Raw genomic sequence first — 22,979 nt, forward strand, 5'->3', positions numbered from 1 at the left:
TGTGTAATGTCAGCGGCTGATGAATGTCCCCCCGGCCTCGCTGCGGATACGCAGCTTATGGCTCTGCGCCAACATGGCCAGGGCCAGGGGCAGGTCATCGATCGGGAAACTGCCCGATACCCGCAACTCGGCCAACGCCGGGTCGCAGACCAGGCGCTGGTCGCTGTAGCGCATCAGCTCCTGGGTCCATTGCAGCAATGGCATCTCGTCGATTACCAGCAGGCCATTGCGCCAGGCCAGCTGAGCGTCGCGTGCATCCTGCAGTGGATCGAATCGATCACGGCTGAAGCGCAGCTGCGAGCCTGCCTGGACGATGACACCGCCGGCGGCTTCGGGCTGGACCTGTACGGCGCCTTCGTAGACCGCGAGCAGGGTCTCCTGGGGGAACTGGCGCACACTGAAGCGGGTGCCCAACGCCTGCATGACGCCTTGCCCGGTGCGCACCCGCAAAGGCCGCGACGGGTCCGCTGCGGTGACGATGTATATCTCGCCCCGGCGCAGGTGCAGCAGGCGCTGCTCGGCCGTGAAGCGCACACTCAGCTCGCTGTCGCTGTTGAGAGAAACCTGGGTGCCGTCGGCCAGCAGCACATCCCGGCGCTCGCCCCGGGCGGTGAGGTAGTCGATGCCACCCTCGCTGCGCCGCCATGCCCACCAACCCAGGGGGGCCGCGCCCAGCAACACCAGCAGAGTGCGCAGTACGGTGCGCCGGCTGCTGTCCGGGCGCACCAGCGTCTGTCGGGCCAGGGTGGGAGGCAAGGTGCCGAGGCGGGAGAGCAGGCGCTGCGCCCGGTTCCAGGCGCGTTCGTGCTCGGCGTCGCGGTATCGCCAGTGCTCCAGTTCGAGCCGTTGCGCCGGCGTCAGTGGTCCTTCCTGCATCAACAGCAGCCAGGCGGCGGCCTGGGCGAGAATGGCCTGGGCGATGGGGGGCTGTTCACTCATCGGGCATCTGGCTCAGGCAGGCGACGTAGCCTTCGTGGATGTACTTCTTCACTGTCGGCAAGGCGATGTTCAGTGCCTGGGCGATGTCTTTCTGCTTCATGCCGTCCAGCGTTGCCATCAGGAAGGCTTGCCTGACCCGTGGCCGCAGGCTGTCGAGCACGGCATCGATCTCGTGCAGGGTCTCGAGAATCACGCTCTGCTGCTCGGGCGACGGATGTTCGACCTCGGGCACCAACGCCAGGGCCTCGAGCCAGGCCTGCTCAAGGGAATGCCGCCGACGCCAGCTGACCAGCACGCAATTGGCGATACGGGCCAGGTAGGCACGTGGCTGGCGCAGGGTATCAGGCTGTGTGGTGTCGCGGCTGGCCAGCACGCGCACGAAAATGTCCTGGGCCAGGTCATCGGCCACGCCACGCCCCCAGGAGCGCAAGCGATACGCCAGCCAGCCGCGCAACCAGGCGTGGTGTTCGACATACAGCGTGGTCACGGCGCAGTGCTCGATGTGCCGTGGCGGGTTCTTGAAGAGGGTCATGGGCAGCGGGGCCAAGGGTGTAAATGCAAACAATTATCACTAGATTTGGCTAAATCACAAGATCAAGTGAAAATGCGAATCGCACGCATATACCTTTTTCGCTGTCGTGCGACAGAAGGGGTGCAAGCCCGCATCGAGTGCCGGGCACTGACCTCACGAGCGAGAAAAGCATGCCCGCCAGCTATCGGCTTCCCCCTGTTTCGCGCCCATTGCAACGCTTGTCCCCGATCAGCTTCGCCGTACGGTGCGCGGTGCTCGGCTGTTTGCTGGGCTCTGGCGCAAGCCTGGCCCAGGCCGCCCCGGCGGCAACCGAGAACAGCCGGCCCGACGACGCCACGCGCCGCGACTACGATATCGCCCAGGGGCCGCTGGGCACCTCGCTGGGCGTGTTCGCCAAGCAATCGGGGCTGTTGCTGTCTTACGACCCCGACCTGACCCGCGGCCGCGCCGCGCCAGCGCTCAAGGGGCGCTACACCGTGCAGGAGGGCGCCCGGCGCCTGCTGGCCAATACCGGCCTGCAGCTGCTGCCCAACTCACGGGGGGCGTACATCCTCATCCCTCAGGCCCAGGCATCGGCGACGGCAACCGAGCTGACACCTACCGTGGTCGCCTCCAGTGAAATGGTCGACCCGCAGCGTGATACCTACCGCGCGCCGCGCTCGACGGTGCACCTGTCGCGTGAAGACCTCGACCGCTTCAGCACCGTGTCGGTGGGCGACATGCTCAAGGGCGTGGCCGGCGTGCAGGTAGGCGACAGCCGCAACGGCGGCGCGCTGGACGTCAATATTCGCGGCATCCAGGGGCAGAGCCGGGTCGCGGTCAGGGTCGATGGCTCGGAGCAGGCGGTGGATGTCTACCGGGGCTACGGCGGCACCCAGCAGCGCAGCTACATCGACCCCGACCTGATCAGCAGCGTCACCGTGAACAAGGGCCCCAGCACCCGCTCGGGGGCGATTGGCGGTTCGGTGGAGATGAAGACCATCGGCGTCGATGACATCCTGGTCGATGGCAAGGATGTCGGCGTTCGCCTGACCGGCAACCTGTGGAACAACGGCGTGGAGCCTGAACACCGCAACCGCAACTCCCTGGACGAGGACCTGAGTGCGGCGCCGCGTGATGAGCGCGGTAGCCTATTCGGCTCCAAGGCCGAATCCGGCAGCGCCGCCTTCGCCTATTCCCACGAGCGCTTCGACCTGGTGGCGGCCTATGCGCACCGCAACCAGGGCAACTACTTCTCCGGCAAGAAGGGCCAGGACCGCTACCGCCTCTATGATCGCTGGGGCGAGGAGCAGGCCAGTGTCGCCAACACCTACAATGCCGGCGAGGAAGTGCTCAACTCGTCGGCCGAGACCGACTCCTACCTGCTCAAGACCACCTGGCGGCTGGCCGACGACCACACCCTGGACCTCGGCTACCGGCGCTTCGACGGGCACATGGGCGAGATCATGCCGTCGGACATCTTCCGTTATGGCACCGCCGGCATCTACCAGTACCCCACCAGCGAAATCGAGATCGACACCTACACCGCCCGTTATCACTACCTGCCCGAGGGCAATCCGTGGGTGGACCTCACCAGCAACCTGTGGATGACCGACTCGAAGACCAGCACCTTGAGCGCGGCCTGGATGGCGCCCAAGTCGCAGCTGTTCCGCACCGACCGCGCCTGGTCGCGCCAGGATAACCGTCGCATCGGTGGCGACCTGAGCAACGTGTCGCGGTTCAGCACCGACCATGGCGATTTCAAGCTCGACCTGGGCGGTGCGTTCCAGCTCGAAGACCTGCAGCCGCAGAAGAACGTGGTGGCCACCCAGCACGACATCAACGCCAACCGCATGTTGCGCGATGCGTCGCGCCAGGAGTTCAGCTTCAACGGCAACCTGGAGTACAAGCCCATCGAGGCGGTGACGCTGTGGGGTGGCGGCCGCTATGCCCACTACCGCACCAAGGACAACAGCGTGCTCGCCGAGGCACGGCGCGAGGAGCGCGAAATGCGCTGGATTACCGCCAGCAGCCCGGGGCACTGGGGCAGCATGATGTGGTTCCCTGACCAGAACGGCCAGTACACCGACGCCACCGACCCGCGCCTGAACAATGGCATCGTCTTCGAGAACAGCAACGAGCCGTTCAATGGCGTGCCGTTCAACGAGTCCGGCGCGACCAATGTGGTCGTCCACCCGGAAAGCGTCAGCAATGTGACCACCGGCTACAACTACACCCCGCAGGGCAAGAGCAGCGGCGGAGGCTTCTCGCCGGCTTTCGGCATCAACGTCGAGTTCCTCCCCGACACCTTCGTGTATGCCTCCTATACCCAAGGCCTGCGCCTGCCTTCGCTGTTCGAGACCAGCCAGGGCACCCAGCAGGTCACCCCGGGCAAGCACCTCAAGCCTGAGCGCTCGCGCAGCTGGGAGGTGGGGGTCAGTGCCTTGCGCAGCAGCCTGCTGAGCGCCGGGGATGAGGCATCGGCCAAGCTGGCGTACTTCGACAACGACATCAAGCACTACATCACCCGCTACTACGACCCAAGCCCGGGGCTGTGGGGGCAGATGACCTTCAGCAATACCGACAGTTTCCACACCCGCGGCCTGGAGTTGCAGTCGCACTACGATGCCGGGCGGGTGTTTGCCGACCTGTCGGCCACCTACTACCTGATGACCGAGACCTGCGACGCAGCCTTTGCCGGCAAGCTGCGCGCCAGCGCCAATCAGTACCAGCGCACCCACGACACCCCGGACTGCACGCCGGGCAGCTACATGGGCTCTTACACCAACACGCAGAACCCGCCACGCTTCTCGGCCAACCTGCTGACCGGCTTGCGCTTCTTCGACGAGGCGCTGACCGTGGGCGGGCGCATGACCTATACCTCGGGGCCTACCGCGCAGATGGACAAGCCCTGGCAGACCGGCGCGACCACGCCGCAGATCGACTACCGCTCGGTGGCGCTGTTCGACCTGTTCCTCAAGTACAAGGTGCTGGAGCACACCGAGCTGAACGTGTCGGTGCAGAACCTGACGGACCGCTACTACCTGGATCCGCTGGCGCAGAGCTTCATGCCAGCACCTGGACGGACCTGGCGGGTGGGGATGGTGGCGCGATTCTGAGGGGTGCCTTGCTTGTCGACAGGCATTAAAAAGCCGGCTTGTGGCCGGCTTCTCGGGGACGGTCTTGGCTCATTTTTGATAAGCCGCAACCGCCTTAAACGGTTGGCAACATGGCCTGAAAAAGATGGCGGACGGCTGTGTGAGGCGTCGCCAGGCCCTCTGGAATGCGGCTTGCACCATCAGGGGGCATGATGTGCCGCGTAGCATACCCGTGTGTGTGGCCCCTGCCCAGCAAAAAGTGGTGCGAGGTGTTTCAGCCTGGGCGCGCAGGGCGCAGGCACGACCACCAGAACACCCAGCCGAGGATTTCCACCTTCTGCACGCGGCGTTGATAGGCCGTGTAGCGTTCGCAGGGGTGGTTGAGGCGGTCATGGCTGTGCAGGCACAGCGTGCCGTTCTGGCCCAGGGTGAGATGGTGCACCCGCAGGCGGCCATTGTGCAGCAGTGCGTAGCATTCGCCTTCGACCACCCGGGTGAAGCTGCGGTCGACGGCTAGCAGGGTGCCCTCCGGCAGCAGGGGCAGCATGTTGTTGCCGGGCATACCGAGGCAGATGGCTTTTTCCGTCGACACCTGCAAGGCGTCCAGGGCTCGGCGGGGAACCGGCTGGTAATGCCCCGGCAGCGCCTGCAGGCTGCCCTGCTGCAGGTGATGCAGGGGCAGGTGCGCCATGCCTGTGTCCAGGCCCAGCAGCGGCGGTGGCAGTGCAATGCCCTGGGGCACGCAGCGGGCGGGTGCGAGCGGTGTCGGATGCTTCGGGCCCTCGCCACTGCGCAGCCAGCGCCTGCGCACGCAGAACAGGTCGGCGAGCTCGTCGAGCCTGGCCTGGGGCACGCCGCGTTTGAACCAGTTGTTGACGTGCTGCGGCGTGACCTTGCGCTGCGCGGCAAAGTCGGAAGGGGTCAGGTTGCACTCCAGCAGGAGGGCTTTGAGACGGTCACCGGATGTTTTCATGACGGCGAGTCTATCTCCCGTTGAACGGTGTGGAAATCAACCCGATGTCGAGGGTATTTGTAGGAAATATGGCGATTTGTAGGTGGTAGCTGAGGATCAGGTAGGAAGATTCGATATGGTGCCCAATTGCAGGGCCAACACGTTGCCTCAGGCCCGCTGCCGGGTGGCTGACGGTGCCCATAAAAAAACCCTGCCGGAGCAGGGTTTTCTTCGTGTCAGGTTCAGCCCTTGTAGGCTGCGACCGACTTGGTGATCGCGGCGCGGGCGGCGTCGGCGCCGTCCCAGCCTTCGATCTTGACCCACTTGCCCTTCTCGAGATCCTTGTAGTTCGCGAAGAAGTGCTCGATCTGCTGGATCAGCAGGGCAGGCAGGTCGGTGTATTCCTTCACGTCGACGTACAGCTGCGACAGCTTGTCGTGAGGAACGGCGATGACCTTGGCGTCGCCGCCGCCGTCGTCGGTCATGTTCAGCACGCCAACCGGACGGGCGCGGATCACCGAGCCTGGGGCGACCGGGTACGGGGTCACGACCAGCACGTCCAGCGGATCACCGTCGTCGGCCAGGGTGTTGGGGATGAAGCCGTAGTTGGCCGGGTAGAACATCGGGGTGGCCATGAAGCGGTCGACGAACAGGGTGTCGCTGTCCTTGTCGATCTCGTACTTGATCGGCGCGTGGTTGGCCGGGATCTCGATGGCGACGTAGATGTCGTTCGGCAGGTCTTTGCCGGCTGGAATCTTGCTGTAGCTCATTGGGCAATGCCCCCGTGTTTGATCAAAAAAGTGGCGGCGATTATAGGCACATTCCCACAGTGGGTGCCACGCCCGGCCTGATGCGCGGCGTTCAGCCGTGGCTGGCGCGATAGTCCGGGTGCTCGGCCTGCAGACGTGCCAGGCGACTCAGCGGATCCTGGCGGTAGAACAGCGACAGCTGCTGGTAGACCTTCGGGTATGCCTCGTGCAGCAGGTCGGGCGCGCTGAAGAAGTATTCGCTGGTGACGGCGAAGAACTCGGCCGGGTTTTCCGCGGCATAGGGGTCGATGGCCGTCTCGGCGTCGGGGTTGGCGTCGAGCTGGCGGTTCAGCTCGTCGTAGGCCTGCTGCATGGCTTGGGCCCAGTCCTCCACGCGCATGCCGTTGTGCAAGGGTGGCAGGCCGTTGGCATCGCCATTGAGCATGTCCAGCTTGTGCGCCAGTTCGTGGATGACCAGGTTGTAGGCCTCCCAGCCGCCGCTGCTCAGGACGCCGGGCCAGGCGAGGATCACCGGCCCCTGCTGCCAGGCTTCGCCGCTGTGCTCGGCGTCCCAGACATGCTCGACCCCGCTGCTGTCGCGGTGGCGCTGGGGGCTCTTGAAGTCGTCCGGGTAGAGGATGATCTCGTGGAAGCCCTGGTACCAGTTCAGTTCGCCCAGGTGCAGCAGCGGTAACTGGGCCTGGGCGGCGAGGAACAGGCGCTGCTCGTCGTCCAGCTCGACCCCGGGCAGGGTGGTCAGGTGCTTGTCGCGCAGGAACAGCACGCAGGCGTCACGCAACCAGCGGTCTTCTTCGTCGCTGATGCCGTCGAGCAGCGGCAGGCGTTCGCGGATCACCTGCCACAGCTGTGGATCGACCGGATAGCGGGCCAGGGTGCGCCGGCGCCGCCAGGCGCTGAACGACCACATGCCCAGGTCAGTGGGCCTTGGCCGTGCGACCGAAGCGGCCGCGCAGCAGGCCGAGGATCATCGGCACCAGCGACAGCAGGATGATCGCCACCACCATCAGCGACAGGTGCTGCTTGATGAACGGCACGTTGCCGAAGAAGTAGCCCAGCGTCACCAGTCCGCCCACCCACAGCAGCGAGCCAGCGACGCTGAAGGCCAGGAAGCGCGGATAGTGCATGTGGGCGATACCGGCGACGAACGGCGCGAAGGTACGCAGGATCGGCAGGAAGCGCGCCAGGGTGACGGTCTTGCCGCCATGGCGCTCGTAGAAGTCGTGGGTGCGCTGCAGGTAGTCCTTGCGGAAGATCTTCGAGTTGGGGTTGCGGAACAGGCGCTCGCCCGCCGTGCGCCCGATCACGTAGTTGGTGCTGTCGCCGAGAATCGCCGCGGCCATCAGCAGGCCGGCCAGCAGCGCCGGATCCATCCCGCCACCGGCGGCCACGGCGCCGGCGATGAACAGCAGCGAGTCACCCGGCAGGAACGGCATGACCACCAGGCCGGTCTCGCAGAAGATCACGGCGAAAAGGATGGCGTAGATCCAGGGACCGTAGTTGTTGACCAGCAGATCGAGGTAGGCATCGAGATGCAGGATGAGGTCCAGCGGGTTGAAATCCATGTACAGCACCTGTGTTCTTGACCCGCTTCCACGGGCACGCGATGACGGACAGCGCCATGGTTGGGGAGGGTTTACCGGTTGTGCCGGTAACTTTTCTCACATGACAGGAGGGGGATTATACGGCGAAGTCCAGATCGTGCCCGGAGAGTTTGTAGCGAGGGGTTACGACTGTGGGATCGCGTTCGTGTTCATGGGAGCGGGCTTGCCCCGCGCTGGGGCCATCGCGGCAACCGCGCTATAAGCCCGCTCCCCGGTACGTGGCTTGCTCAATCCTGGCTGATCGGCAGGATGTAGTTCTCGAACTCGGTGTCTTTGCGAAAGCCCATGGATTCGTAGGTCTTCTGAGCCACTTCGTTGTCGCTGCTGGTGGACACGCGCATGCGCACGGCGTTGGATTTCTTGGCCATCTTCTTGGCCTCGCGCATCAGGTTGTCTGCCACCAGCATGCGCCGCGAGTCTTCGGCGACGTAGATATCGTTGAGGATCCACACGCGCTTGAGCGACAGCGACGAGAAGCTCGGGTAGAGCTGGCAGAAGCCCATCAGGCGGTCATCGCCATCATCCGGCAGGGCCAGGTAGATGATCGACTCCTTGCGCTTGAGGCGCTTCTCGAGGAAGGCCCGCGAACTGTCCGGGTAAGGCAGTTGCCCATAGAACTCGCGGTATTTCACGAACAGCGGGGTGAGCAGGTCGAGGTGTTCCAAGGTTGCCTGGATAATGCGCATGGGCGGGCCTCTGAGTCCATTGGGAATACGGCGGATTGCCAGCAGCGTCCACTGGCATGCTGCCTAAAGCAGGCTAGAAGCGCAATCCGCCTTCGGTGACATGTTTTTTACCCTTCACCGAGCAGGAAGTTTCCGCTTTTCCCGGCAGAATCTTCGCTGTCGATACTATGGACCTCGGCTTCGTCCTTCAGATTCACCCCCGACAGCTGGCGCCTGCAGGCCTCGCGCATCAGGTACAGCAGGCGATGAGCGGCCATGCCGTAGCTCAGGCCTTCGAGGCGTACATTGGAAATGCAGTTGCGGTAGGCGTCGGTCAGGCCGACCTTGGGTGCGTAGGTGAAGTACAGGCCCAGGCTGTCGGGTGAACTCAGGCCTGGGCGTTCGCCGATCAGCATCACCGTCATGCGCGCGCCGAGCAGCTCGCCCACTTCGTCGGCCACTGCGACCCGGCCCTGCTCCACCAGGATCACTGGGGCGCTGCTCCAGCCATCGGCGGCGGCCTGTTCCTCGAAGCGGCTCAGGAAGGGCAGGGTGTGGCGGTGCACGGCTAGCGCCGAGAGACCATCGGCGACGACAATGGCCAGGTCGACGCCGCCGGGGTTGGTCTGGGCGTGCTCGCGCAGGCACTGGGCCGAGTCGTCGTGCAGGCGGCGGCCCAGGTCCGGGCGTTGCAGGTACTGGTGGCGGTCGCTGGCGGCGCTGTGCAGCAGTAGGCTGTCGCGCCCGCGCTCGCTGAGCTGCTGGCGCAGGCCGACGTGGTCGAAGGGCAGGTGCACGGCGTCGCGGGCCTGGGCATGGGCGAACTGGAAGTCCAGTTGGGCGCCGGTCGGCAGGCTGATGCCGGTGCGGCCCAGGGCGATACGCGCGGGGGTGAGGTTGCGCAGGGCCAGCCAGGGGTTGTCGGGGGTGGGTGCGTGTCGTTCCATGCTTACCTCTAGGCCAGCTGTGCCAGGGCCTGGCGGAAGGCCGGCGGCAGGTTGTCGCCGAAGCGGATGCGGCCATCGGCCTGGGTGAAGATGCCGGTACGCTCCAGCCACGCCTCGAATTCCGGCCCGGGCTTCAGGCCCAGGGTCTGGCGGGCATAGAGCGCGTCGTGGAACGAGGTGGTCTGGTAGTTGAGCATGATGTCGTCGGAGCCGGGGATGCCCATGATGAAGTTGATCCCGGCGACGCCCAGCAGGGTGAGCAGGGTGTCCATGTCGTCCTGGTCGGCTTCGGCGTGGTTGGTGTAGCAGATGTCGCAGCCCATCGGAACACCCAGCAGCTTGCCGCAGAAGTGGTCCTCGAGGCCGGCGCGGATGATCTGCTTGCCGTTGTACAGGTACTCAGGGCCGATGAAGCCGACCACGGTGTTGACCAGGAACGGCTTGAAGTGCCGGGCCACCGCATAGGCGCGGGTTTCGCAGGTCTGCTGGTCGACACCGTGGTGGGCGTTGGCCGACAGGGCGCTGCCTTGGCCGGTCTCGAAGTACATCAGGTTCTGCCCGACCGTGCCGCGCTTGAGTGACAGGCCGGCCTCGTAGCCTTCCTGCAGCACGTTGAGATTGATGCCGAAGCCGGCGTTGGCCGCCTCGGTGCCGGCGATGGACTGGAACACCAGGTCCAGCGGCACACCGCGGTTGATCGCCTCGATCGAGGTGGTGACGTGGGTCAGCACGCAGGACTGGGTGGGGATGTCGTAACGTTGGATGATGGCGTCGAGCATTTCCAGCAGCGCGCAGATCGAGGCGATGCTGTCGGTGGCCGGGTTGATGCCGATCATCGCATCGCCGTTGCCGTACAGCAGGCCGTCGAGAATGCTCGCGGCGATACCGGCCGGCTCGTCGGTGGGGTGGTTGGGCTGCAGGCGGGTCGACAGCCGCCCGCGCAGCCCCATGGTGCCGCGGAACGCGGTGACCACGCGGATCTTCTGCGCCACCAGCACCAGGTCCTGCACACGCATGATCTTCGACACCGCGGCGGCCATTTCCGGCGTCAAGCCAGGGGCCAGGGCCCTGAGGCTGTGTTCGTCGGCCTGGTCGCTGAGCAGCCAGTCGCGCAAGCCGCCGACGGTCAGGTGGCTGACCGTGGCGAAGGCTGCGGTGTCGTGGGTGTCGATGATCAGGCGGGTGACTTCGTCCTGTTCGTAGGGGATCAGCGCTTCGCTGAGAAAGTGCTTGAGCGGGATGTTGGCCAGGGCCATCTGCGCGGCCACCCGCTCGCCGTCGTTACTGGCGGCGACGCCGGCCAGGTAGTCGCCCGAGCGTGCCGGGCTGGCCTTGGCCATCACCTCCTTGAGGCTGTCGAAGCGGTAGACCTGGTGGCCCACGGTATGCGTGAAACTTGCCATACAGAATCTCCAGGGCGCCGCAGGGCTGGCCTGCGGCGCAAGTCGGCAATCAGTGCAGGGCCTCTTCGGCCTTCTGGATCGCGGCGAATTCCTCTTCCGGTGTACCGGCCACCAGGTGGTGGCGGCTGTAGAACGCAAAGTAGGCAATTAATACTGCATAGATCACCGCGGCGCCAATCACCACCCGGGGGTCGACCAGGAAGCCGGCGACCACGGCGATGCAGGCCAGCACCAGGGCCACGCTCGAAGTGAAGATGCCGCCGGGGGTGCGGTACGGACGCTCCATTTTAGGGCGACGGATACGCAGGGTGATGTGCGCGGCCATCATCAGCACGTAGGACAGCGTGGCGCCGAACACCGCCACCAGGATCAGCAGGTCGCCCTGGCCGGTCAGCGACAGGGCGAAGCCGATGATCCCGGGGATCACCAGGGCCAGCACTGGGGCCTTGCTCTTGTTGGTTTCGGACAGCTTGCGTGGCAAGTAGCCCGCGCGGGAAAGGGCGAAGATCTGCCGCGAATAGGCATAGATGATCGAGAAGAAACTGGCGATCAGGCCGGCCAGGCCCACCAGGTTGACGAAGCCGCCCATCCAGGTGGAACCGCCGTAGGCCTTCGACAGCGCCTCGACCAGCGGGTTGCCCGAGGCTTTGAGGGCTTCGGTACCGGCGCCACCGGGGCCGACCACCAGGATCAACAAGGCGAAGGCCAGCAGCACCAGCATCGCGCCGATCAGGCCACGGGGCAGGTCACGCTTCGGGTTCTTGGTCTCTTCGGCGGCCAGTGGCACGCCTTCGACCGCGAGGAAGAACCAGATCGCATAGGGGATCGCCGCCCAGACCCCGACATAGCCGAACGGCAGGAAGCTGCTGGCGCCGACGGCGTCGGTCTTGGCGATGTCGAACAGGTTCGCTGCATCGAAATGCGGCACCATGCCGATCAGGAATACGGCCAGGGCGATGGCGGCAACCGCGGTGATGATGAACATCAGCTTCAGCGCCTCGCCGACCCCGAAGATGTGGATGCCGATGAACACGATGTAGAAGGCCAGGTAGATCATCCAGCCGCCGATACCGAACAGCGACTGGCAGTAGGCACCGATGAACACGGCGATGGCTGCGGGCGCGATGGCGTACTCGATGAGGATCGCCGTGCCGGTGAGGAAGCCGCCCCAGGGGCCGAAGGCGCTGCGGGCGAAGCCGTAGCCGCCGCCGGCGGTGGGGATCATCGACGACAGTTCCGCCAGGGAAAAGCACATGCACAGGTACATGGTGGCCATCAGCAGGGTGGCGAGGAACATGCCGCCCCAGCCGCCTTGTGCCAGGCCGAAGTTCCAGCCGGCGTAGTCGCCGGAGATCACATAGGCCACGCCCAGGCCCACCAGCAGGACCCAGCCGGCGGCACCTTTCTTCAGTTCACGTTGCTGGAAATAGTCCGAGCCGACCTTTTCGAAGTCGACGGAGGAGCTTGCCGGCGCGCCGGCGGAATGATCGCTTGGCATGGATTCACCTGTTTTTCTTCTTGGTGGCCGGAAGGGTTCCGGGCCGATGGTGATAGGTACTGCAGGAAGCGAGCCAGAGCAGGTGCTGCACGGCAACCGCAAATGGCCTGATAACGGTGGTTGCTTCATCGCTGGCAAGCCAGCTCCCACAGAGCAATGCGCAGTCCCTGTGGGAGCCGGCTTGCCGTGGCGACGAACCGCGGCGAAAGGGCTGCAAAGCAGCCCTAATCCACGATCTAGAAGAAGCCCAGCGGGTTGATGTCGTAGCTCACCAGCAGGTTCTTGGTCTGCTGGTAGTGGTCGAGCATCATCTTGTGGGTTTCACGGCCGACACCGGACTTCTTGTAGCCACCGAACGCGGCATGCGCCGGGTACAGGTGGTAGCAGTTGGTCCATACGCGGCCGGCCTTGATGCCGCGACCCATGCGATAGGCGCGGTTGATGTCGCGGGTCCACACGCCGGCGCCCAGGCCGAACTCGGTGTCGTTGGCAATCGCCAGGGCCTCGGCCTCGTCCTTGAAGGTGGTGACGCTGACCACTGGGCCGAAGATCTCCTCCTGGAACACGCGCATCTTGTTGTTGCCTTTGAGCAGGGTCGGCTGGATGTAGTAACCGCTGGCCAGCGCGCCTTCGAGTTGCTCGACCTTGCCGCCGGTCAGCAGCTCGGCGCCCTCTTCCTGGGCGATCTTGAGGTAGGACTGGATCTTCTCGAACTGTTGCTGCGAAGCCTGGGCGCCGACCATGGTGTCGGTGTCCAGCGGGTCGCCGCGCTTGATCTGCAGCACCTTCTTCATCACCACTTCCATGAACTGCGGGTAGATTGACTCCTGCACCAGGGCACGCGATGGGCAGGTGCACACCTCGCCCTGGTTGAAGAACGCCAGCACCATGCCTTCGGCCGCCTTGTCGATGAAGCTCGGCTCGGCCTGCATGATGTCCTCGAAGTACACGTTCGGCGACTTGCCGCCCAGTTCGACGGTGGAGGGGATGATGTTCTCGGCGGCGCATTTCATGATGTGCGCGCCGACCGGAGTGGAGCCGGTGAAGGCGATCTTGGCGATGCGCTTGCTGGTGGCCAAGGCTTCGCCCGCTTCACGGCCGTAGCCTTGCACTACGTTGAGCACGCCCTTGGGCAGCAGGTCGCCGATCAGTTCCATCAGCACGGTGATACCCAGCGGGGTCTGCTCGGCGGGCTTGAGCACCACGCAGTTGCCGGCAGCGAGGGCCGGGGCAAGCTTCCAGGCGGCCATCAGCAGCGGGAAGTTCCACGGGATGATCTGCCCGACCACGCCCAGCGGCTCGTGGATGTGATAGGCCACGGTGTTTTCGTTGATCTCGGCGGCGCCGCCTTCCTGGGCGCGGATACAGCCGGCGAAGTAGCGGAAGTGATCGACCGCCAGTGGGATGTCGGCGTTGAGGGTCTCGCGGATCGGCTTGCCGTTGTCCCAGGTTTCGGTGATGGCCAGCAGCTCGAGGTTCTGTTCGATGCGGTCGGCGATGCGCAGCAGGACGTTGGAACGGTCCTGCACCGAAGTGCGGCCCCAGGCATCGGCGGCAGCGTGGGCCGCGTCGAGGGCCTTTTCAATGTCTTCGGCGGTGGAGCGGGGGAACTCGGCGATCAGCTTGCCGTTGACCGGGGAGGTGTTCTCGAAATACTGCCCCTTCACCGGCGCCACGAACTCACCACCGATGTAGTTGCCGTAGCGGCTCTTGAAGTTGACCTTCGCGCCTTCGGTGCCGGGATGTGCATAACGCATGATGTGTCTCCTGGTCGTTGTGATTGTTGCGGAGTTACCAAGCGTAGAGCAAAGGTCGGGCCAGCGCCTGGAGGCCCTTGTGTATCAATGACTTGGGTCAAGGGCAGCGCTGCTATCGAAATGACCTGTGCCAGCCTCGGCACGGCCAGGGTGACACTTTGTACCCTTTGCGACACAGGTCGTGACCGCAGGGTCGGTGCAACGTTGCAAAGCGTCCACGCCTGGAGGATGCTGACGGCACGCTCTATCTGCGGAGAACAACAAGAAATGCAGAGCAATCCGTTCAGCCGCCATGCCCAGCAAGTGCTCACGGTCGCCCAAGGCCAGACCAGCGGGCCGGGCAGCGACCCGTCCATCGCCCGCTCCTGGCTACGTTGCCTGGAGGACTACCACCTCGACCCCGCGCGGATCCAGGCACCGGTGGTGCTCGAACACGGCCGCCTGCTGGAGAGCCGCGAGCGCCTGCGCCAGGTGCTGCAGATCGCCGACAACGAGATGAACAGCCTGCACCAGCAGTTGTCCGGTGCCGGGCACGCGGTGTTGCTGACCGATGCTCGCGGGGTGATCCTCAACTGCGTCACCGCGCCCAGCGAGCAGCGCATCTTCGAGCGTGCCGGGCTGTGGCTCGGCGCCGACTGGAGCGAGGCCCGCGAGGGCACCAACGGTATCGGTACCTGCCTGGTCGAGCGCCAGGCCCTGACCATTCACCAGGACGAGCACTTCCGTGGCCGCCATACCGGGCTGACCTGCTCGGCCAGCCCGGTATTCGACCCACACGGCGAGTTGCTGGCGGTGCTCGATGTGTCGTCGGCGCGGCCCGATGTCTCGCGCCAGAGCCAGTTCCACACCATGGCGCTGGTCAACCTGTCGGCGAAGATGATCGAGAGCTGCTACTTCCTGCGCCACTTCGAGCAGCAATGGCTGCTGCGTTTCCACCTGCAGGCCGAGTCGGTCGGGCTGTTCAGCGAGGGCCTGCTGGCCTTTGATGGCGACGGGCGGATCTGCGCCGCCAACCAGAGCGCGTTGAACCTGCTGGGTACTATCCGTGGTGGGGTGCTGGGCAAGCCATTGGACAGGTTCTTCGCCTGCAGCCACGACGAATTGTTCAGCCGCGCCACGCCCCAGGGCAGCAGCGCGTGGCCGCTGTATACCCGCGACGGTCGCCAGGTCTTCGCCAGCCTGCGCGGCCAGGCGCGGGCACCGGTGTGGTCGGTGCCGGTGGCCTTGCCCCAGACCGCTGCGCCGGGCATCTGCCTGCTCGATCCGGCCTTGCGCGAGGACTTTCGCCGCGCCGTGCGGGTGTTCGAACGTGACGTGCCGCTGCTGTTGCGCGGCGAAACCGGGTGCGGCAAGGAAGCTTTTGCCCAGGCGGTGCACCAGGCCAGCGCACGCCATGACAAGCCGTTCGTGGCGATCAACTGCGCATCGATTCCGGAGAGTCTGATCGAGAGCGAGCTGTTCGGCTATCGCGGCGGCAGTTTCACCGGTGCGCGCAAGGAAGGCATGCGCGGCAAGCTGCTGCAGGCCGATGGCGGCACCTTGCTGCTGGACGAGATCGGCGACATGCCGTTGGCGCTGCAGACTCGCTTGCTGCGGGTACTGGAAGAGCGCCAGGTAGTGCCGATCGGTGGTGAGCCGCAGGCGGTGGATGTGCGGATCATCAGCGCCACCCACCGTGACCTGCTGGACCGGGTGGCGCAAGGCGGGTTCCGCGAAGACCTTTACTACCGGCTCAACGGCCTGGAGGTGGCCTTGCCGGCGTTGCGCGAACGCAGCGACAAGGTACAGCTGCTGGATTTCCTGCTGGCACAGGAGGCCGAGGGGCAGGTTATCGAAATCGAACCGAAGGCACGGCAGGCGCTGCTGGATTTTGCCTGGCCAGGGAACGTGCGGCAGTTGCGCAATGTGCTGCGCACGCTGGTGGCATTGTGCGAGGAGGGGCGAATCGAGTATCCGGACCTCCCGCAAATGGTGCGCAACGTGGGAGCGGGTCCTGCCAACGCCATCGTGGAGCAAGTCGCATCGGCGCACCGCCGCTCCCACGATGGTCGTGTGTGTCTTGGAGATGCCGAGCGCCAGGCCTTGCTCAGCGCCCTGGAGGCAAACCACTGGCACATGACCCGCGTCGCCGAGCACCTGGGCATCAGCCGCAATACCTTGTATCGAAAACTGCGCAAACATGGCATAGCCAAGGCCTGCTGAGCGAAACAGCGGGTGCGATTTCCCTCGCCCTGGGCTACCCTGCCTCGATGTTTTGCGAGGTCGATCATGCACATTCATATTCTCGGTATTTGTGGCACTTTCATGGGTTCGCTGGCGGTGCTGGCCAAGGACCTTGGCCACCGCGTCACCGGCTCCGACGCCAACGTGTATCCGCCGATGAGCACCCAGCTCGAGGCCCAGGGCATCGAGCTGACCCAAGGCTACGACCCGGCCCAGCTGGAGCCAGCACCCGACCTGGTGGTGGTTGGCAACGCCATGTCGCGGGGCAACCCGGCGGTGGAGTACGTGCTGAACAAGGGCCTGCCGTACGTATCGGGCCCGCAGTGGCTGGCCGACCATGTGCTGCAGGGCCGCTGGGTACTGGCCGTGGCCGGCACCCATGGCAAGACCACCACCAGCAGCATGCTGGCCTGGGTGCTGGAACACGCCGGCATGAGCCCGGGCTTCCTGATCGGCGGCGTGCCGCAGAACTTCTCGGTGTCGGCGCGCCTGGGCGATACGCCGTTCTTCGTGGTCGAGGCCGACGAATACGACAGCGCTTTCTTCGACAAGCGCTCCAAGTTCGTGCACTACCATCCGCGTACCGCGATCCTCAACAATCTCGAGTTCGATCACGCGGACATCTTCCCCGACCTGGCGTCCATCGAGCGGCAGTTCCACCACTTGGTTCGCACCATTCCCAGTGAGGGCCTGGTCATTCACCCGACCACCGAGCAGGCGCTGGAGCGCGTCATCGGCATGGGCTGCTGGACCCCGGTGCAGACCACGGGCGAGGGTGGCCAGTGGCAGGCGCGCCTGCTCAGCGCCGACGGATCGCGCTTCGAAGTGCTGTTCGAAGGCCAGGCGCAAGGCGTGGTCGATTGGGCGCTGACCGGCCAGCACAACGTCGCCAACGCCCTGGCCACCCTGGCAGCCGCCCGTCATGTCGGTGTCGCGCCGGCCATGGGTATCGAAGGCCTGAGCGCGTTCAAGAGCGTCAAGCGCCGCATGGAACTGGTTGCCGAGGTTCAGGGCGTGACCATCTATGACGACTTCGCCCACCACCCGACCGCCATCGCCACTACCCTCGATGGCCTGCGCAAGCGCGTAGGCGAGGCTCCGGTGATTGCGGTGATCGAGCCGCGCTCCAACTCCATGAAGCTGGGCGCGCACCGCGACGGCCTGCCGGAAAGCGTCAACGACGCCGACCAGGTGATCTGGTACGCACCGCCCAACCTGGGCTGGGACCTGGCCGGCACCGCCGCGCAGTGCAAGGTGCCGAGCGTGGTGGCCGACAGCCTCGAGGCGATCATCGAGCGCATCAAGGGCCAGGCCCGCCCGGGCACCCATGTGGTGATCATGAGCAACGGCGGCTTCGGCGGCCTGCACGGCAAGCTGGCCGAGGCGCTGAAGTGAGCGGACCGGAACGCATCACCCTGGCCATGACCGGCGCCTCCGGGGCGCAGTATGGCCTGCGCCTGCTCGATTGCCTGGTGCGCGAGGACCGCGAGGTGCATTTCCTCATCTCCAAGGCCGCGCAACTGGTGATGGCTACAGAGACCGACGTGGTGTTGCCAGCCAAGCCCCAGGCCATGCAGGCGTTCCTGACCGAGTACACCGGCGCGGCCGACGGGCAGATCCGCGTGTATGGCAAGGAGGACTGGATGTCGCCGGTGGCTTCGGGCTCCGGCGCGCCGGCGGCGATGGTGGTGGTGCCGTGTTCCACCGGCACCTTGTCGGCGATTGCCACCGGTGCCTGCAACAACCTGATCGAGCGGGCGGCCGACGTGACTCTCAAGGAACGTCGTCAGTTGATCCTGGTTCCGCGCGAGGCACCATTCTCGACCATCCACCTGGAGAACATGCTCAAGCTGTCGCAGATGGGTGCGGTGATCCTGCCGGCGGCGCCGGGCTTCTATCACCAGCCGCAGACCATCGACGACCTGGTCGACTTCGTCGTGGCACGCATCCTGAACCTGCTGAATATCCCGCAGGACATGCTGCCGCGCTGGGGCGAGCATCATCATGGGGTCGATGATTGAGGCGGCTGGTGCTGGGGCTGCTGATGCTGGCCCAGCTCGGTGGCTGCGCCACGGTGCGCACCCTGGATGCCAACAAGCCCGGGGCGCCGGTGGTGTATGCCGGGACACGGCTTGACCTGTACGTGATCAATGGCGGGTGCTGCCCAGAGGACCGGTTCGGGGCCGAGGCGCCGGCCTATCCGGGGCTGGACCTGCCTGGGAGCGCGTTGCTCGATACGCTGCTGCTGCCGTTGTCGTTGCTGACAGCGGCGGGGGTGGGGTTCAACGCCACGGGCGGTCTTTAATAACCAAGGGCTGCTGCGCAGCCCAATCGCCGGCAAGCCGGCTCCCACAGGGTTACGCAATCACCTGTGGGAGCCGGCTTGCCGGCGATTGGGGCGGCTCAGGATTGACTATTTTTTCCCCAGCTTGCGCAACTCGTCCGACTCGACCACGCGAATCCCGTCCTCCTCCTCCAGCGCCAGGCGCCACAGCGCCCGGGCCAGGGTGCAAGCCTCGATGCCGCGGTACTTGCCCGGTATCAGGCGGGCGAACGGTGCGGCCATGCGCTCACCCAGCCGTGGCTCGATCCGCTCGCCCAGCAACAGTGAAGGCCGCACGATGGTCAATTGCGGCCAATCCTGCTGCTTTAGGGCTTCCTCCATCTCGCCCTTGACCCGGTTGTAGAAGATCGACGACTTCGGATCGGCGCCCAGGGCGCTGATCACCAGCAGATGGCGGGCGCCCAACTCCCGGGCGCGTTTGCTGAAGGCCACGACCATGTCTAGGTCCACAGCGCGGAAGGCCGTCTCGGAACCGGCCTGCTTGAGGGTGGTGCCCAGGCAGCAGAAGGCGATGTCGACACGTCCGGCCAGTTGCGGGAGAAACATGGCCGGGTCACCCACCGGGTTTTCCAGGTGCGGGTGCTCGGCCAGTGGGCGGCGCGTGGGCGCCAGTACGCGGCTGATGGTGGGCTCGTTGAGCAGGCGGTCGAGCAGGTGTTCACCTGTCAGACCCGTGGCACCGGCAAGCAGGACATGCTGAGGCGTCAGGTACATGGTGTCTCTCCCTCGTTACTACACAGCTTAGTGGGCAGCAGGGTTTTTTGCCTGATCCCCCGAAGCTGGCTGGGCTTCATTGCGCAGGGCGTGCTCGGCTTGTTGGCGGCGCAGACGCTGCCAGTGGCTGATCACCGCCGGCGGCGCCCAGAGCTGCGGCTCAGAGGCTTCGAAACCTTCCCTTCGTTCTCGTTCGGCAACGCTTTGCCGCGCCAGTTCAAACGCCTGTTTCAGATCGTCGGTCTGGTTCAACGCCTGGGCGAACAGGGCGTCGCCGAAGTAGGTGAAGTCGGCCTCTTCCGAACAGCCGAATGACACCCGGTCAGGCCGGGCGGCGGTCATGACCAGGGTGCGGTCGTCCTTGAGCGGGGCGATGTAGCCACCGGAATAGCAGGCGGAGATGACGATCACCTTGTCGCGGTCCTTCAGTGGGGCAAGGGCGCTGGCCAGCTCGTCGGCGGACAAATCGGCCAGTTGCAGGCGTGGCTGGTCGAGCACCAGTTGGTGATCGTGGCTGCCATGGCTGGTCAGGTAGATGAACACCAGGTCCTCGGGGCCGCTGCGCTCGGCCAGGGTGCGGGCGGCGCGGGTGAGGTTCTCGCGGGTGGCCATGGGCCGATCGGCCAGGTGGTCGCGGTGGTTGACCAGGGTGACCTGGCCATGGGCGCCGAAACGCACCTTGAGCATGTTGCTGACATAGTCGGCTTCGCGCAGGAACACGCTCTGCTGGCCGTCGCCGGCCACCACCAGGCTGTACAGCTGCACCGGCGGGATCGACGCCGGCACCTTGGCCAGGGCGTCGGCCAGCAGCTTGCCCTGGTTGAGCAGGGCAAGGTCGAGCGGGTCGGGCAAAAGCTTGCCCTGGGCGTCGCGCACGCGCACGCCGTTGACCCAGGTGCCGGCTTCGCTGCGACCATCCGGGTGGGTCAGCTTGCCACGCCCGTGGTAGGCATCGTCGGCGAAACCGCCGACATACTGGCTACCGTCGGCCAGTTGCAAGGTGCCGGTGCCAGCGAAGCGCCAGTCACGGAAGCCACCCTTGTAGCGGCTGCCATCGCTGCCCAGCAGTTCGCCCTGGCCGGCCAGCGATCCGTCCTTGAAGTCGCCGATCCAGACGTCGCCTTCGGCGCTCTCGTAGCGGCCACGGCCCTCGAGGCGATTATCCTTGAACTCGCCGATGTACTGTTCGCCGTCGGCGCTGTCGTAGGTGCCGGCACCCTGTAGTTGGCCCTCGATGAAGTGGCCGCTGAACTGGTTGCCGCTGGCATCGCTGCGTACCCCGGCACCGTTCGGCTTGCCCTTGGCGAACAGGCCCTGGTAGCGGCTGCCGTCAGCCAGCTCCAACTGCCCCGCGCCTTCGTACTGGTCGTCCTTGAACTGGCCGCGGTAGGTCTGGTCGTGTTGCTTGAGGGTGCCTTCGCCATCCCGGCGGCCATGCTTGAAGGTGCCGGCGTAGTGGCTGCCGGGCGTGGTCAGGTCGCCCAGGCCCTGGAATAGGCCTTCACTGAACTGTCCACGGTAGACCTCGCCGTTGCTGCCATGCCATTCACCTTGGCCGTGCCACTGGCCATCCTTGAAGTTGCCGGCGTACCAGCTGCCGTTGGGGTAGTCGATACGCCCCTCGCCCTGCAGCAGGCCGTTCACCACCTGGCCACGGTAGCGACCGCCATCGGGCAGGCGCGCGTCCGGCGGAGACAGGGATTCGCCTTCGCCACAAGCGGCGAGCAGCAGGATCAGGGTGAGAGGGAGCAGGGGGCGCATGGCGGCTTCCGGGGAAAACGATGCGCCGAGTATGCCGCAGAATACGCCAGGCCGTGAATTGGGGCGCTGCGCGCCCCGTGCGTCTGCACCAGGCGCGGTGTGGTGATCAGACGAAGCAGAGTGACAGTGGTTCGGCGATGTAGGCCGGCTTCTCTTCGCCTTCGATTTCAAGGGTGACCGTGGCCTTGAGCAGCCATTGCCCGGGCTTCTTTTCGGTGGCGTCGGTCAGGTCGACTTTGAGTCGTACCTGGCTGTCGACCTTCACCGGCTGGATGAAACGCACACTGTCCAAGCCGTAGTTGACCACCATCTTCAGCCCTTCGGGCAGCACGAGAATGTCTTCCATCAGCTTGGGGATCAGCGACAGGGTAAGGAAGCCATGAGCGATGGTGCTGCCGAACGGGGTCTTGGCCGCTTTCACCGGATCGACATGGATGAACTGGAAATCGCCGGTGGCTTCGGCGAACAGATTGATGCGTTCTTGGTCGATCTTCAGCCATTGGGAACGGCCCAGCTCCTTGCCAACGTACTGCGAAAGCTCTGTAACGGGTACATAGGGCATCGCGACATCTCCAGATTGTCATTTGGTACGAATGTTCAAGATCAGCACGCTGCACCGTTTCAGTCAAGTTGCCCGTTTTTCGCCGAATATCGCCTTATAGGCAATTGCTTAGCGTGCTTATAATGGCCGCCATGTTCTGACGGAGGTCCCTATGCTGTTGCGTGGTCTGACCTGGCTGGTGCTGTTCCAGTTGCTGGGAACGGCGATCAACCATTTGTTCCTGCACATCCTGCCCGGACCCATCATCGGCCTGTTGCTGCTGCTGGTGTTCCTGATGGTTCGTGGCGAAGTCGGCCAGCCGCTCAACGAGGCCGCTGGCAGCCTGCTGCGCTACCTGCCGCTGCTGCTGGTGCCGCCGGCGGTGGGGGTGATGGTCTATGCCAGGGACATCGCGGCGGACTTCTGGGCCATCGTCGGGGCGCTGTTGATTTCCTGCCTGGCGACCTTGGTGTTCGTCGGCGTGCTGATGCAGAAACTCATCCAGCGCCAGGGCAAGCACGAGGAGCAGCTATGACCCTCGATTGGCAAGGCGCGCTCGACGCGGTCATCCACCATCCGCTGTTCGGCATCGGCATCACCTTGGCCGCCTACCAGCTGGTGCTGGCAGGTTATGAAAAGACCCGCTGGATCTTCCTGCAACCGGTGCTGGTGTCGATGCTGGGGGTGATCGGCATCCTGCTTGTCTGCGGCATCGACTACGCCGAGTACCGCAAGAGCACCGAGATCATGAACATCCTCCTGGGCCCGGCCACCGTGGCCTTGGCGGTGCCGCTCTACCTGAACCTGCGGCGGATCCGCCAGCTGTTCTGGCCGACATTTACTACGCTGGTAATCGGAGGCCTGTTCGCCACCGTGGCATGCCTGGCGCTGGGCTGGTGGTTTGGCGCCGAGCACATGATCCTGATGACCATGGCGCCGAAGTCGGTTACCTCGCCGATTGCCATGCTGGTGGCCGAGCAGATTGGTGGTGTGGCGGCCCTCGCCGCGGTGTTCGTGCTGATCACCGGGGTGATCGGTGCGATCTTCGGCCCGGCGCTGCTAAGCCGCTTCGGCGTGCTCAGCCCCGAGGCCCGGGGCATGGCGCTGGGCGTCACCGCTCACGCGGTGGGCACATCGGTGGCTTTGCAGGAAAGTGACGAATGCGGCGCCTTCGCCGCGCTGGCGATGAGCCTGATGGGGGTGGCCACGGCGGTGTTCCTGCCGTTGGCGGTCAGCCTGGTGGCTTGAGGAATCG

At 65.1% G+C, this 22,979-nt stretch carries 21 protein-coding genes; 7 read left to right on the forward strand and 14 right to left on the reverse strand.

What is annotated here, in order from left to right; translation table 11 throughout:
• Positions 1-9: 9 nt before the first annotated feature.
• Both ACZ9C1_RS21465 and ACZ9C1_RS21470 read right to left on the reverse strand, forming a co-directional pair.
• Positions 10-939, reverse strand: coding sequence for a FecR family protein (locus ACZ9C1_RS21465; RefSeq protein ID WP_457378595.1), 930 nt, complete (start codon positions 937-939; stop codon positions 10-12).
• Complete coding sequence (locus ACZ9C1_RS21470) at positions 932-1,471, reverse strand: sigma-70 family RNA polymerase sigma factor (RefSeq protein ID WP_198754411.1); 540 nt, start codon at positions 1,469-1,471, stop codon at positions 932-934. The genes ACZ9C1_RS21465 and ACZ9C1_RS21470 overlap by 8 nt, the downstream gene beginning before the upstream one ends.
• Positions 1,472-1,641: 170 nt before the next feature.
• Here ACZ9C1_RS21470 and ACZ9C1_RS21475 point away from each other — a divergent pair, with 170 nt between their 5' ends.
• Complete coding sequence (locus ACZ9C1_RS21475) at positions 1,642-4,569, forward strand: TonB-dependent receptor (RefSeq protein ID WP_476254352.1); 2,928 nt, start codon at positions 1,642-1,644, stop codon at positions 4,567-4,569.
• Between the two features lie 253 nt (positions 4,570-4,822).
• Here the strand turns inward: ACZ9C1_RS21475 and ACZ9C1_RS21480 are convergent, their stop codons facing one another.
• From ACZ9C1_RS21480 to exaC, 9 genes are all read right to left on the reverse strand, one after another.
• Positions 4,823-5,521: a LexA family transcriptional regulator gene (locus tag ACZ9C1_RS21480; protein WP_110704162.1), complete on the reverse strand. Its 699-nt coding sequence runs from the start codon at positions 5,519-5,521 to the stop codon at positions 4,823-4,825.
• Between the two features lie 221 nt (positions 5,522-5,742).
• Entirely contained in the window at positions 5,743-6,270 is a 528-nt protein-coding gene (gene ppa / locus ACZ9C1_RS21485) for an inorganic diphosphatase (protein WP_016484715.1), read from the reverse strand.
• A gap of 91 nt (positions 6,271-6,361) precedes the next feature.
• Entirely contained in the window at positions 6,362-7,177 is an 816-nt protein-coding gene (locus tag ACZ9C1_RS21490) for a M90 family metallopeptidase (RefSeq protein WP_102683802.1), read from the reverse strand.
• 7 nt (positions 7,178-7,184) lie between these two features.
• Entirely contained in the window at positions 7,185-7,832 is a 648-nt protein-coding gene (locus tag ACZ9C1_RS21495; RefSeq protein ID WP_102683801.1) for a DedA family protein, read from the reverse strand.
• Between the two features lie 266 nt (positions 7,833-8,098).
• On the reverse strand, positions 8,099-8,557 hold the full coding sequence (locus ACZ9C1_RS21500) for a GNAT family N-acetyltransferase (protein WP_139668258.1): 459 nt from the start codon (positions 8,555-8,557) through the stop codon (positions 8,099-8,101).
• 107 nt (positions 8,558-8,664) lie between these two features.
• Positions 8,665-9,483, reverse strand: coding sequence for an ethanolamine ammonia-lyase subunit EutC (gene eutC, locus ACZ9C1_RS21505; protein ID WP_476254353.1), 819 nt, complete (start codon positions 9,481-9,483; stop codon positions 8,665-8,667).
• Positions 9,484-9,491: 8 nt separating this feature from the next.
• Positions 9,492-10,886 carry an ethanolamine ammonia-lyase subunit EutB gene (locus ACZ9C1_RS21510; RefSeq protein WP_476254354.1) on the reverse strand — a complete coding sequence of 465 codons (1,395 nt, stop codon included), beginning with the start codon at positions 10,884-10,886 and terminating at the stop codon, positions 9,492-9,494.
• A 49-nt stretch (positions 10,887-10,935) separates the two neighbouring features.
• Positions 10,936-12,384, reverse strand: a complete 1,449-nt coding sequence (gene eat, locus ACZ9C1_RS21515; RefSeq protein WP_476254355.1) for an ethanolamine permease — start codon at positions 12,382-12,384, stop codon at positions 10,936-10,938.
• A 236-nt stretch (positions 12,385-12,620) separates the two neighbouring features.
• A complete protein-coding gene (gene exaC, locus ACZ9C1_RS21520; protein ID WP_139668263.1) occupies positions 12,621-14,141 on the reverse strand; it encodes an acetaldehyde dehydrogenase ExaC in 1,521 nt (506 codons plus the stop codon).
• 267 nt (positions 14,142-14,408) lie between these two features.
• Here exaC and ACZ9C1_RS21525 point away from each other — a divergent pair, with 267 nt between their 5' ends.
• The 4 genes from ACZ9C1_RS21525 (at position 14,409) to ACZ9C1_RS21540 (ending at position 18,669) form a co-directional block, all read left to right on the forward strand.
• Positions 14,409-16,343, forward strand: coding sequence for a sigma-54-dependent Fis family transcriptional regulator (locus tag ACZ9C1_RS21525; RefSeq protein WP_476254356.1), 1,935 nt, complete (start codon positions 14,409-14,411; stop codon positions 16,341-16,343).
• A 66-nt stretch (positions 16,344-16,409) separates the two neighbouring features.
• On the forward strand, positions 16,410-17,759 hold the full coding sequence (gene mpl, locus ACZ9C1_RS21530) for a UDP-N-acetylmuramate:L-alanyl-gamma-D-glutamyl-meso-diaminopimelate ligase (protein WP_277502629.1): 1,350 nt from the start codon (positions 16,410-16,412) through the stop codon (positions 17,757-17,759).
• Positions 17,756-18,385: a flavin prenyltransferase UbiX gene (gene ubiX / locus ACZ9C1_RS21535; protein ID WP_011532009.1), complete on the forward strand. Its 630-nt coding sequence runs from the start codon at positions 17,756-17,758 to the stop codon at positions 18,383-18,385. The genes mpl and ubiX overlap by 4 nt, the downstream gene beginning before the upstream one ends.
• A 23-nt stretch (positions 18,386-18,408) precedes the next feature.
• The gene (locus tag ACZ9C1_RS21540; RefSeq protein ID WP_372241201.1) at positions 18,409-18,669 is read left to right on the forward strand and encodes a YceK/YidQ family lipoprotein; all 261 of its coding nucleotides are present in this window, start codon (positions 18,409-18,411) and stop codon (positions 18,667-18,669) included.
• A 108-nt stretch (positions 18,670-18,777) separates the two neighbouring features.
• Here ACZ9C1_RS21540 and ACZ9C1_RS21545 read toward each other — a convergent pair whose 3' ends face one another.
• The 3 genes from ACZ9C1_RS21545 to ACZ9C1_RS21555 all read right to left on the reverse strand — a co-directional run bounded on the left by ACZ9C1_RS21545 (position 18,778) and on the right by ACZ9C1_RS21555 (position 21,745).
• Complete coding sequence (locus ACZ9C1_RS21545; RefSeq protein ID WP_102683793.1) at positions 18,778-19,422, reverse strand: oxidoreductase; 645 nt, start codon at positions 19,420-19,422, stop codon at positions 18,778-18,780.
• Positions 19,423-19,449: 27 nt separating this feature from the next.
• The gene (locus ACZ9C1_RS21550) at positions 19,450-21,183 is read right to left on the reverse strand and encodes a C13 family peptidase (RefSeq protein ID WP_277502632.1); all 1,734 of its coding nucleotides are present in this window, start codon (positions 21,181-21,183) and stop codon (positions 19,450-19,452) included.
• A gap of 106 nt (positions 21,184-21,289) precedes the next feature.
• The gene (locus ACZ9C1_RS21555) at positions 21,290-21,745 is read right to left on the reverse strand and encodes a MaoC family dehydratase (RefSeq protein ID WP_023631661.1); all 456 of its coding nucleotides are present in this window, start codon (positions 21,743-21,745) and stop codon (positions 21,290-21,292) included.
• Positions 21,746-21,896: 151 nt separating this feature from the next.
• On the opposite strand from ACZ9C1_RS21555, the gene ACZ9C1_RS21560 reads away from it, so the two are divergent.
• Together ACZ9C1_RS21560 and ACZ9C1_RS21565 are read left to right on the forward strand one after the other, a co-directional pair.
• Positions 21,897-22,259 (forward strand): CidA/LrgA family protein, encoded by a 363-nt coding sequence (locus ACZ9C1_RS21560; RefSeq protein ID WP_277502634.1) that lies wholly within the window; start codon positions 21,897-21,899, stop codon positions 22,257-22,259.
• On the forward strand, positions 22,256-22,972 hold the full coding sequence (locus ACZ9C1_RS21565; RefSeq protein ID WP_102683790.1) for an LrgB family protein: 717 nt from the start codon (positions 22,256-22,258) through the stop codon (positions 22,970-22,972). Before ACZ9C1_RS21560 ends, ACZ9C1_RS21565 begins: the two co-directional genes overlap by 4 nt.
• Positions 22,973-22,979: the final 7 nt, after the last annotated feature.

It is taken from the genome of Pseudomonas sp. TE21435 (genome assembly GCF_056279265.1).

Excerpts from the sequence above, each read along its gene's own strand:
- ACZ9C1_RS21540 (WP_372241201.1), top strand. The coding sequence starts at position 18,409 with ATGCTGGCCCAGCTCGGTGGCTGCGCCACGGTGCGCACCCTGGATGCC.
- ACZ9C1_RS21490 (WP_102683802.1), bottom strand. The coding sequence starts at position 7,177 with ATGTGGTCGTTCAGCGCCTGGCGGCGCCGGCGCACCCTGGCCCGCTAT.
- exaC (WP_139668263.1), bottom strand. The coding sequence starts at position 14,141 with ATGCGTTATGCACATCCCGGCACCGAAGGCGCGAAGGTCAACTTCAAG.
- eutC (WP_476254353.1), bottom strand. The coding sequence starts at position 9,483 with ATGGAACGACACGCACCCACCCCCGACAACCCCTGGCTGGCCCTGCGC.
- mpl (WP_277502629.1), top strand. The coding sequence starts at position 16,410 with ATGCACATTCATATTCTCGGTATTTGTGGCACTTTCATGGGTTCGCTG.
- ACZ9C1_RS21500 (WP_139668258.1), bottom strand. The coding sequence starts at position 8,557 with ATGCGCATTATCCAGGCAACCTTGGAACACCTCGACCTGCTCACCCCG.
- ACZ9C1_RS21555 (WP_023631661.1), bottom strand. The coding sequence starts at position 21,745 with ATGCCCTATGTACCCGTTACAGAGCTTTCGCAGTACGTTGGCAAGGAG.
- ACZ9C1_RS21470 (WP_198754411.1), bottom strand. The coding sequence starts at position 1,471 with ATGACCCTCTTCAAGAACCCGCCACGGCACATCGAGCACTGCGCCGTG.
- ACZ9C1_RS21550 (WP_277502632.1), bottom strand. The coding sequence starts at position 21,183 with ATGCGCCCCCTGCTCCCTCTCACCCTGATCCTGCTGCTCGCCGCTTGT.
- ACZ9C1_RS21475 (WP_476254352.1), top strand. The coding sequence starts at position 1,642 with ATGCCCGCCAGCTATCGGCTTCCCCCTGTTTCGCGCCCATTGCAACGC.
- eat (WP_476254355.1), bottom strand. The coding sequence starts at position 12,384 with ATGCCAAGCGATCATTCCGCCGGCGCGCCGGCAAGCTCCTCCGTCGAC.
- ACZ9C1_RS21565 (WP_102683790.1), top strand. The coding sequence starts at position 22,256 with ATGACCCTCGATTGGCAAGGCGCGCTCGACGCGGTCATCCACCATCCG.
- ACZ9C1_RS21495 (WP_102683801.1), bottom strand. The coding sequence starts at position 7,832 with ATGGATTTCAACCCGCTGGACCTCATCCTGCATCTCGATGCCTACCTC.
- ACZ9C1_RS21465 (WP_457378595.1), bottom strand. The coding sequence starts at position 939 with ATGAGTGAACAGCCCCCCATCGCCCAGGCCATTCTCGCCCAGGCCGCC.
- ACZ9C1_RS21525 (WP_476254356.1), top strand. The coding sequence starts at position 14,409 with ATGCAGAGCAATCCGTTCAGCCGCCATGCCCAGCAAGTGCTCACGGTC.
- ppa (WP_016484715.1), bottom strand. The coding sequence starts at position 6,270 with ATGAGCTACAGCAAGATTCCAGCCGGCAAAGACCTGCCGAACGACATC.
- ACZ9C1_RS21510 (WP_476254354.1), bottom strand. The coding sequence starts at position 10,886 with ATGGCAAGTTTCACGCATACCGTGGGCCACCAGGTCTACCGCTTCGAC.
- ACZ9C1_RS21560 (WP_277502634.1), top strand. The coding sequence starts at position 21,897 with ATGCTGTTGCGTGGTCTGACCTGGCTGGTGCTGTTCCAGTTGCTGGGA.
- ACZ9C1_RS21480 (WP_110704162.1), bottom strand. The coding sequence starts at position 5,521 with ATGAAAACATCCGGTGACCGTCTCAAAGCCCTCCTGCTGGAGTGCAAC.
- ACZ9C1_RS21545 (WP_102683793.1), bottom strand. The coding sequence starts at position 19,422 with ATGTACCTGACGCCTCAGCATGTCCTGCTTGCCGGTGCCACGGGTCTG.